The following is a 9,066-nucleotide window of genomic DNA, read 5'->3' as shown; positions in this document are numbered from 1 at the left end:
GCTGAAGAGAATCAGCCAGGATGCTGAAGAGAATCAGCTAGGATGCTGTAAGGTCGTTAAGATACCTTAAGGCCTAATATGTTGTAGTTTAGCTAAAAGGCAAAAGCCTCGAAAGCGAGTAGAAATAAAAGAAAAAGCCAGCTTAAAACGAGAAAAGTTTATTTCCCTTCTCACAAGTATGTGAGAAAGACAGTTATTCCTAAACAGGGTGTTACTGAGAGTTGAATCTGGGAATGTTTGCTAATTCAAGGAAGGCTGCCGAGTTTGTGTTATTCCTTATCAAGAGGGATTGCCAAATAACTGCAAGGAGTGCAGTACTGGCTTTTATTCTTTTTACTAGCTGATTTCATAACCACCTTTCTGTTACCGTTTGTAATAAATATTAGTAAAGTAAACAAAGTAATAGCGCTATATGTAACTGCCCCAGTTTTAGTACAGCTCATTAGTAGAACTATGCTGCCTCAAGATAGCCCATTCTACGACTCAAACCAGCTGCACCATAAGCAAATACCACACTGATCTTAAACATATCTTTTAGCTTTCGGTTTTCATCTTCAAGCTCTTTTAAACGTTTTACATCAGAGGCTTCCATCCCACCATAATTTAGAACGTCACTTATAAAGTGTACTTTGATCAACCCCATGATTACGACATATTTCCAGTACAGGCACTCCTGATTCAGCTTCTTTGATCATGCGCACGATCTGTGTTTCAGTGAACTTACTTTTTCACACCGTAAAAGTACCTTCTTATATCGATAGAAGTTCTACTTATGAACTGTTTCAGTTAATGGGGGAGTTACACTCAGCTGATTAATTTTACAGCTGTTTTGCTGGTGGTAAAAACGTGGTATGTAGGCTTAGCAGCCATGCGTAAATTACGACTCAGGCCCTCATAAGGCAAAATAGGGTTTACTGTGAAGTGTCAATTTGACTTGCGCTTCACAGTAAACGATGAGCGTGATTAACTAGGTTTAGAGTGGCCACCACTTTTTGGCTTATTGTGCGCTGAATGTCGTTTTTTATTGGGCCTAGATGCAGGCTTGCCACTGCGGTTTTCATGCGTTTTTGTAGCACGCTGTTGTCTTTGTGGCTTTTGACCTTTTTTGGGGTCTTTATTGGTTGCTGTATCCTGCACCGTTTCAGCTTGTGGTTGCTGCTTTTTTTTCGGCTTCTTAGGCTTTTTAGGTTTGATTGGGCGTGTATCTAGCGCCTTTTCTGGCACCGGGTTTTGTGGTGTAAATCCAGGTTCTTCAGCTCGCGGTATCAACGCCCCAATGAAACGCTCAATTCCGTACAAATCATCAGCATCAGCTAATGTCACAAAAGAAACCGCAACTCCTTCACTGCCTGCACGACCTGTGCGTCCAATTCTGTGTACATAGTCCTCATAGGTATTCGGTAAGTCATAATTCACAACATAAGGAAGTTCACTGATGTCTAATCCTCGCGCGACAATATCGGTGGCAACTAGGACATTGACTTCGCCGCTTTTGAAACCGTTTAGCGCTTTAACCCTGGCTCCTTGTGATTTATTCCCATGTATCGCTGCCGCGCTGATATGGTTTTTCTCAAGGTACGTGACCAATCGGTTTGCACCATGTTTTGTTCGACAAAAAACCAACACTTGTCGCCATTGCTTATTCAAAATGAAATGACTAAGAAGTTTATTTTTTTGAGACTTATCTAACGCATAGGCACTTTGATTAACACTCTTCGCGGCAGTATTTTCAGCCGCGACAGAGATTTCGACAGGGGCAGAAAAAAGTCCTTTCGCGAGTGCTCTAATTGGTTCTGAGAAAGTTGCAGAGAAAAGTAAATTTTGACGTTTTTTAGGTAACAGGCTAATGATTTTTTTCAAATCGTGAATAAAGCCCATATCCAGCATGCGATCGGCTTCATCGAGTACCAAAGCGCTTAATTCTGTAAATTTGACTGCATTTTGCTGGTACAGATCAAGGAGTCTACCCGGAGTGGCAATTAAAATATCAACCCCTTTTCTAAGGCGCATCATTTGCGGGTTTATTTTTACACCACCGTAGACAACAGTGCTGCGAATTCGGGTTCCAGCGCTATACGTTTCTACATTTTCTGCAATTTGTATCGCAAGCTCTCGAGTTGGTGCCAATACCAGAATACGTGCTTGGTTTGCATGGGGTTGTTGCGCCTCAAGTAGCTGCTCGATAAGCGGTAAGGTGAATGCAGCGGTTTTACCAGTCCCCGTCTGTGCTGCAGCCATGACATCTTTCCCCGCAAGAACTGCTGGAATTGCTTGCTGCTGAATAGGGGTTGGTGATTGGTAACCTTTCGATTGGAGTGTATTTAGCAATACTTGAGATAGCCCAAGTTGGGAAAAATTCATGCAAGTTCTCTTCTTTTTGGTCGGGATACTGCTCGACCTTTGCTTTGACTAGTTTGAGGCGATAGTGACACCATGAGAGAGCGATCATAGCAGAGTTGTGGTTTTCTGCCGAATGAATTATTGGCTGGGAAAATTAAGCTGGCACATTCTTTTCTTACTAGAATGCAGCGGATTTGCGACTTTTATCTATACTTTCATGTGGCAAGGATGAGAGGGAATAAGTATGGATTTAACACACCGTCACTCCGCTAAACTACTTCAAGGGTTAGTTGTTTTGTTTGGCTTTGGTTTTACCGGGGTATTGGGCTTTATGCTCTATGCTGAACAACAACGGCTCATTTCCCAAGAGTTTAATAAAGAATATTTATTGCGCGTCGATTCATTCAAGCAAAGTGTGTTGAGTCGGTTAGCGACCTTACATAGCCTGGCAATTTTATTTGAGACTCAACCACAGGTGAGTAAATCGTTATTCAGACAAGTATCTGCTGGTTTACTTATCAATCACCCAGGTATCCAAGCTTTAGAGTGGGCACCACGCGTATTGCACCAAGATCGCGCCGCATTTGAACAGCAAGGGTTAAGTCATTACTCTCACTTTTCGGTGACCGAGCGCGAGCAATCAGGAGTGATGCAACGTGCACTACAGCGGGCCGAGTATTACCCTGTACAATTTGTTGAGCCGCTGTATGGCAATGAAATTGCACTTGGCTTTGACCTGCTGTCTGATAGTCGTCGACAAACGATAATTGAAGCGTCAAGAGACTTAGCTCTACCTTTGGCAACGTCGGGGATTAAGTTAGTGCAAGACCCCAAAGGGCATAGTGCTTTTTTGGCTATGCGGCCTGTATATCTAAACCAGCCAGTCACGGTATTGGAAAAACGCGCGCATATTTTGGGGTTTGTGGTCGGTGTATTTAAAATACAGACACTGATTGCAAACTCGAAATTGGGTAAAAGCGAAGGTGATATAGAGTTTGTACTGGAGGATGTGACAAAAGCCAAAGCGCCACAAATACTGCATCGCCATGGTCAAATGCAAACGCAGCTTGCACCAAACACTGCGTGGTTGCAAGTGTGGGGCCGAGACTGGGCTATCAGCGCAGTGCCTTCGACTCAATTTATCCAGAATAGAACCTCTGCGCTGCCGTATATCATAATCGTAATTGGTTTTTTCTTGACGGCATTGACTTTCCTGTATGTACGTTTGTTATATCGAAGACAGCTTGCTATTCAGCGTGCTGTGAGAGTTAAAACGTATGAACTAGACAAAGCCAATGCTCAATTGCAGGTATTGACGCAAATTGATGGTCTAACACAGGTGTCCAATCGCCGCTATTTTGACTTGCAGCTACAGAAAGAATGGCGCCGTGCCGCGCGTATTGCCAGCCCAATTAGCTTGTTGGTGATCGATATTGATTACTTTAAAGAATACAACGACCACTATGGTCACGTGATGGGAGATGAATGCTTACGTAGTGTGGCACAAGCACTGAACGAGCTCGCACAGCGACCTTGTGATGTATTCGCCCGTGTAGGAGGTGAAGAGTTTGTGTTTATTTTACCTGATACGGAAAAAGTAGATGCTTTTTGCGACAAGTGCCTAGCGGCGGTTCAGGCGCTTAAGTTACGCCATCAAGGTTCATCAGTGTTTAAATATGTCTCTGTGAGTGTTGGCGCATGTGTTATGCGCCCTAGCAATGGAGAAAGTGAAGAAGTATTGCTAAATCACGCTGATAGGGCAATGTATACGGCCAAAGAAATAGGCCGTAATTGCGCTAAAGTGATTAACCTTGTTAAGCCTAGTCCACCGCAGGTGTCAATGAGTGCGGTTGAATAGAGGGTTTATTTGACTGAGATAACACCAAAAAGCTTAATATTAATAGATTACAAATGAACCAAATATCTTTTATAACGAACTGTCCAGTACCAGTGAGTATCGTTGTCGCGCTTAATGCACCAGGTGTGGTAAACAAGAAGGTTTGTGTCATCAAGAACACCGCACCACAGCCAAGTACCGCTATTTTTAAGAGCAAGGTGTGGCGTAAAATGATGGCCGTCATAAGTAACACGACAAAGAGTATGTCATAAATACCGATTAAGTTAGAGGCCATTTGTATCGAAAAAAGTTGATACATCCACGACATAAATGGAGAGTTACTGACCAGTGGCTCAATACCTTTGGCTTCTAGTTCCATAAACTTCATGCCGCCTATCCACAGTAAAACTAATGCAACAGGAAAGAAATTAAGCCAGATGTGTTGAGCTGCACTGAATCTCTCACGGCAGAATAAGTAAGCCACGATAGGTAACAAAGCAAAGTATTTAATGATCCCTTGCCCTGAGCCGATCACTGGGAATCCACCATGTGCTTGGATCCATCTCGCTTCACCAAAAAGAGTGACTAAAAAGGCAATCGCAATAACTACAATGCTTATCAGTGCCGCTTTTTTGAACATCGGTTGCTGTAGAACGACCAAAGCACTGGTGATAACAATAATGCCACCTAACAGTTGCGCAGACAGCATATCGGAAATCGCAAGATCTAGGGTGTAGAATTGCAGTAGAGCGTGCACATAGCGGTCATTTCCACCGAGCATCATAGACAGTCCAAAAACAAACAGGCTGAATGCGGTTAATCCAGTGACGATATTAAGAATCATTTTATGTTGCATACGAACTCCAGGAAAATTGATTAGACTTAAAGACCGCATGCCATACATATATATTTCAATATTTTTTGAAAAACAGAGTTGAGAGTTCACCAGATACTTTAACCATAACTTTTTTAAAGGTGAAAAAGCTCGCTAAATCAAATGATTCATTTCAAAATCACTCCTTTAGTCTGGTTTTTATGCGCTCTTCACACCACTTTATGTTGATTAACATGATAACCTCCCAGCCTTCGGAATATTTCATTCTAGATATTTTGGTTATTAGGTATTGCATATCTCGAATGTGCTAATCAATTCATGTGATTGAAGCGCATTAATAAAGAAAGGGTAATTGATAATGTTAAAACACTGTATTGGGCGATTCACTCAATATGCGGTTGTTGTCTTGTTTGGCATATTTTCGCAAACGATTGCAGCTGACGAGTATCGCGTGCTAGAGCGCGACGTAGCGTCATCCGTTGTTTTCGATGGGCAAGATGACTATGCGGAACTGGTGAGTGACAAAAATGTCGACTTTGGCGGCAGTTTTACGATTGAAGCTTGGGTAAAGGTCGACAAAGTAACGCATTTTTCGCGATTACTGGACTTTTTCAATCAAACTGGTAGCGACAATATAATTTTTGCGACGTCTATCGCTAAAACAGGCAAACCTCGTTTTAGTATTTATCGCGATGGCCATGAAACAGTTGTTGATTCACCTAAGGCAATATCAATTGGCCATTGGACGCATCTAGCGGCAACCTTTGAGCGAGAGACAAAAACAGCCAATTTATACATTAATGGGGAGCTGGTCGCCACCAACAACAATATGAATGTGCCGAGCTCTCAAAGTCGTCGGCATCGTTATATCGGACGCAGCGCTTGGAATGGAGATGCGTTATTTAAAGGTGCGATACATGACTTTAGGGTGTGGAATGTTGTGCGTAGTCAAAAGCAAATTATCGCAAATAACCGCGCCGTATTTGAGGCTGGCACTGCGGGGTTGATCGCCAATTATCCGTTAAATATGAGCGATATGATGGGCGGTAGTGTGCGAGATCATGCAACGGGCGGAGATTACCTACACCTGCATGGTGCGCAAGCTGGCACAGCTCGCACTACGTCAGCAGACTACCCGTTTACCGTACCACAGCTAAGCGTGCCACAAGATTATCGTGCAGTCACGGTATCTGGGTTGCCAAAAGGGGTGAGTATTAAAGGCAATGCTTTGCTACCTAAGAAAAATAAAAATGGCACCTATATGCAGGTAGTCGATTTAAATGCATTGAAAAATGGGGCACTGTTACTCAACATTCCACAAGGTTTTTTCGGTAAATTCTCACTCCAGGTGGAAGTTCACGCAGGCAGCATAAAACCCTATGCCGTGAAACCTGTTCAGCAGCATAATTTTGTTTACATTGTGCCGCCAAAAGACGATGACTTACTGTTTGCCAAAAGTGGCAGTATCGACTTTGGCGAGCCAATTGAACAAGTAACGCATCATAGTGATATCTACTGGGGTATTAACAAACGCGGCGTCGTTTATAGTCGTGCCAAAAATACCGAATGGAAAGTAGATACAGACGTTGATCAAGGGATGCGGTTTGTCAGCATTGGCAGTGATAAAGACGGAGGTGTTTGGGCGGGTACGGATGATGGAAGAGTATACTTTCGAGACCGTTTTGATTCGCCATGGCAACAAGTTGATGGCTTTTTCCCGCAGTTAGCAGTACAGCCTAATGGTTATGTTTGGGCTGCGGCAACCAATCAAAATGGAGAAGTCTATGTAAGAAATGGCCTTAAAGGTGAAATTAAGTTACATGGTAAAAAATCATCCGGGGACTGGTTGACGCAAGATGGCTTTATGAAAAAACTGGCTGTTGGCGCAGATGGCCAGGTTTGGGGTATTGATGCCGCTGGATACGTAAAAAATCGTTTTGGTATCTCAGCTCCATGGTACTTTACGCCTTCGGATGCGATTGATCCTAAGAAAGTAAAATCATTTGATGACAACGCACCTTTTGATCCCACAACCGATGTATTTGGTGACACGAGTAAAGCCGTACCAGTGAATGATCCGAACTATATTCCCAGTTATGGTGGTGAATATGAATTAAGTGCCAAAGCGAAAGAAATAGCCGTTGATAACGATGGTCGGGTATGGGTTGTTACCGAAAAAAATGACCGCTATGTGAGGGGGAGTGCAGATCAACCTTGGTATTTAGTGCAAGGAAAATACCGTGATATCAAAAGTAGCTTTGGTGTTGGAAAGGCCGTTCCATTAAATGTGATCGTCAATCCAAAAGTACGCAAAGATGCGACTGTGACCATTTCTGGACTACCTCACGATGTGGTTTTACTGGATAAAAATAATCAGTATTTAATTCAGGGGGGCAGCATAGATCTGAGTGCGGATGATGCTACAGGTCTAAAGTTAGATGTGACGAAAGCCCATCATGATTTTTATGTCAATGTTGAGCTAAATACACGCTATGACGGCAACCCAATATCGACACAGCAAAAGGTTTTTATTGATGACGCTGAGTTAGAGCGCAGCGTTAGTGGCGGGACTGTCTTCCAAGTAGCCGGCAGCAGAAATAACTATACAGTTGAGAGAGTAGGTAACTCACTGGTGTTGACGTACCGTTATGACTCTACTCGTGTAACACGCTTATTGATGACCGATGTAGACTACATTCGTTTTACCGACAACGTAGTGGCCATCGCTGACTATTATAAGACTTACCAGTTGCCAGCGTCTGTCAATACTAGCCCCGGTAACATTGTAATGATAGCGGGAGTGCCTGCTGGTGCCGTGGTGAATAACTCAGTTGCTATGGGTAACGGAGTATTTGCATTAATTGGTGATGAAATCCAATCTGGTGCTTTTTCAATTGATTTTCCAACTGTTGAGGTGGACAAAGCGGTTGAACTGAAAGTGGGGGTGACTGCTGAAACCTCTGTGAGTAAGGAGTTGATTGGTGGTGCGCGTATTAATGGTTATGCAAATGCAAAAGCGTATGCTGAAGCGGATGCTGAGCTGTCGTTTTCAGTGGGGCCCGATGGTGTAAATGCAGAAGCAAGAAGCTATATTGGTGCTGGCGCGGTTGCGACAGCTGGTGGCTCTGTTGAAGTCGACGGAGTGGGTTCAGCGTCGCAAGAGTACAGCGCAGAAGTTACGGTTGATGCAGAAATTGAAGCGCAATTAACGATTGATAAAACCCAGATCTCTCAACATGTTAAATTGGGCACGCAGGCAACAGTATCAGCCACAAGTACGCTAGAAGTCGAAGTGGATTTTGTGCCGGGCACAAGTGCGACGACTGAAGGGACTGCGGCATTGACGGCTTATGCAAATGTCGAGGGCGATAGCCAGCTTTGCTACGGCGATGGGTGTTATGGTATTTCTGGCTCTGCTGGTGCGGAAGCTGGGATAATGGCCACCGCTTCTGGGTATGCAAGCGGCTCTTTAGCTGGCGTTGGTGGTAATGCTGAAGGGGGTGTAGAAGCTGGCCTTGGTGTTGGGATCAACGCAGGAGCAACTGCGGGATATGAAGACGGTGAATTAACCGTGGGTGTGTCAGGTGAACTTGCGGTATTGATTGGCCTTGATGTGGATGTCAATGTGGTCATTGATACCAACTCGGTGGCAGATACGGCTGACTTAGTTGGCAATGGTGTCATTGGAGGGCTAGAAGCAGTTAACTCCAATATGCTTACCGTGGACCAAGCAGTTACGCAGTATTACGTGCCAGCTATTCGGTTTGTACAGACCAATATGTTGCCACTTGATCAAGCGATGGGGCAGTATGGTGTCTCCGCGCAGCAAGCCGTATTTAGCGGCATTATCAGCGTTGATGACGCCGTCAATAACTATGGCGCGAAGGCAGGAGACTTTGCTGGAACGGCATTTGATAGCGCCAAAGATAAGGCTGAAGATACAGCCAAAGATGCTTACAATGGTGCCAAACATTTCATTTGCCATATCTTTTGCTAAACAAATAAAGGCAATATAATCTGATAGAACGCGGCGCTTGCCGCGTTTTTTTGATCA

6 protein-coding genes are annotated in these 9,066 nt (G+C 43.9%); 2 read left to right on the top strand and 4 right to left on the bottom strand.

Annotation, left to right across the window (positions count from 1 at the left end):
- Positions 1–451: 451 nt before the first annotated feature.
- The 3 genes from N483_RS27675 to N483_RS08950 all read right to left on the bottom strand — a co-directional run bounded on the left by N483_RS27675 (position 452) and on the right by N483_RS08950 (position 2,361).
- Positions 452–643, bottom strand: coding sequence for a hypothetical protein (locus N483_RS27675; RefSeq protein WP_023400283.1), 192 nt, complete (start codon positions 641–643; stop codon positions 452–454).
- Positions 612–695: a transposase gene (locus N483_RS27670; RefSeq protein WP_080672626.1), complete on the bottom strand. Its 84-nt coding sequence runs from the start codon at positions 693–695 to the stop codon at positions 612–614. The genes N483_RS27675 and N483_RS27670 overlap by 32 nt, the downstream gene beginning before the upstream one ends.
- A 268-nt stretch (positions 696–963) precedes the next feature.
- Positions 964–2,361, bottom strand: coding sequence for a DEAD/DEAH box helicase (locus N483_RS08950; protein ID WP_023400282.1), 1,398 nt, complete (start codon positions 2,359–2,361; stop codon positions 964–966).
- Positions 2,362–2,584: 223 nt separating this feature from the next.
- Here N483_RS08950 and N483_RS08945 point away from each other — a divergent pair, with 223 nt between their 5' ends.
- Positions 2,585–4,198 (top strand): diguanylate cyclase domain-containing protein, encoded by a 1,614-nt coding sequence (locus N483_RS08945; protein WP_023400281.1) that lies wholly within the window; start codon positions 2,585–2,587, stop codon positions 4,196–4,198.
- On the opposite strand, the gene N483_RS08940 is transcribed toward N483_RS08945, so the two are convergent.
- Complete coding sequence (locus N483_RS08940; RefSeq protein ID WP_023400280.1) at positions 4,161–5,033, bottom strand: DUF417 family protein; 873 nt, start codon at positions 5,031–5,033, stop codon at positions 4,161–4,163. The genes N483_RS08945 and N483_RS08940 overlap by 38 nt on opposite strands.
- A 337-nt stretch (positions 5,034–5,370) precedes the next feature.
- On the opposite strand from N483_RS08940, the gene N483_RS08935 reads away from it, so the two are divergent.
- Complete coding sequence (locus N483_RS08935) at positions 5,371–9,009, top strand: LamG-like jellyroll fold domain-containing protein (protein WP_023400279.1); 3,639 nt, start codon at positions 5,371–5,373, stop codon at positions 9,007–9,009.
- The last annotated feature ends 57 nt before the right edge of the window (positions 9,010–9,066 follow it).

It is taken from the genome of Pseudoalteromonas luteoviolacea NCIMB 1944 (genome assembly GCF_001625565.1).
In the GTDB taxonomy this organism is placed as follows: domain Bacteria; phylum Pseudomonadota; class Gammaproteobacteria; order Enterobacterales; family Alteromonadaceae; genus Pseudoalteromonas; species Pseudoalteromonas luteoviolacea_F.
This window is presented reverse-complemented; position numbering and strand designations above follow the sequence as displayed.

Coding starts and splice junctions, on each gene's coding strand:
- N483_RS08950 (WP_023400282.1), bottom strand. CDS start 2,361: ATGAATTTTTCCCAACTTGGGCTATCTCAAGTATTGCTAAATACACTC.
- N483_RS08940 (WP_023400280.1), bottom strand. CDS start 5,033: ATGCAACATAAAATGATTCTTAATATCGTCACTGGATTAACCGCATTC.
- N483_RS27675 (WP_023400283.1), bottom strand. CDS start 643: ATGGGGTTGATCAAAGTACACTTTATAAGTGACGTTCTAAATTATGGT.
- N483_RS27670 (WP_080672626.1), bottom strand. CDS start 695: ATGATCAAAGAAGCTGAATCAGGAGTGCCTGTACTGGAAATATGTCGT.
- N483_RS08935 (WP_023400279.1), top strand. CDS start 5,371: ATGTTAAAACACTGTATTGGGCGATTCACTCAATATGCGGTTGTTGTC.
- N483_RS08945 (WP_023400281.1), top strand. CDS start 2,585: ATGGATTTAACACACCGTCACTCCGCTAAACTACTTCAAGGGTTAGTT.